The sequence below is a fragment of the Psychrobacter sp. 1U2 genome (genome assembly GCF_051847575.1).
Genome location: NZ_JBPYDC010001688.1, coordinates 1 through 543 on the forward strand (window position 1 = coordinate 1; position 543 = coordinate 543).

Below are 543 nucleotides of genomic sequence, written 5' to 3' on the forward strand. Positions count from 1 at the left end.
AAAAACACTGACCAAGGACACATTTATATTGACCAACTTCAAGTCAGTGCCATATCGAGTACTGAGATTCGCAAACAGTTGAAAATAAGTGCTGCTAAGGCAGATACTGCACCAAATACTGTGACTCAGCTAATAAATCCTACTGTTTATCAATATATTATCGCCCATCGGCTATATTCTGCGGCGCAATTCCGTTAAAATCATCCTATCTTTGTCATTTTGCATACCTCGCCTTTATTTACAACTGACTATATATGAGCAGTTGGCGGCTGCAAACTGACGACTTACTATTTTATTTTTAATATTTACGTTTCAAGAGATTAAAATTTATGATTAATACTATGAACGACAAACGCTTAAAAGAGTGCTTAACTGTCGTTGAAAACACGTTAGAAGATATGAAAGCCAAGAACATTACCGTGATCAATGTCGAAGATTTGACGGATGTCATGGAGCGAATTGTCATTGCTGAAGGCACCTCTAAGCGCCATGTACGTGCGATGGCAGATAGCGTCGGTGCTGAAGCTAAGCAAGCTGACTTTA

At 38.9% G+C, this 543-nt stretch carries 1 protein-coding gene and 1 pseudogene; both read left to right on the forward strand.

All coding sequences use genetic code 11. From position 1 onward, the window contains the following. Positions 1 to 198 (forward strand): annotated as a pseudogene (locus ACS8FD_RS23895) (nicotinate-nicotinamide nucleotide adenylyltransferase); the annotation flags it as partial. A 131-nt stretch (positions 199 to 329) separates the two neighbouring features. Continuing rightward, on the forward strand, positions 330 to 543 hold a 214-nt coding region (locus ACS8FD_RS23900; RefSeq protein ID WP_439277677.1), incomplete at its 3' end, for an RsfS/YbeB/iojap family protein.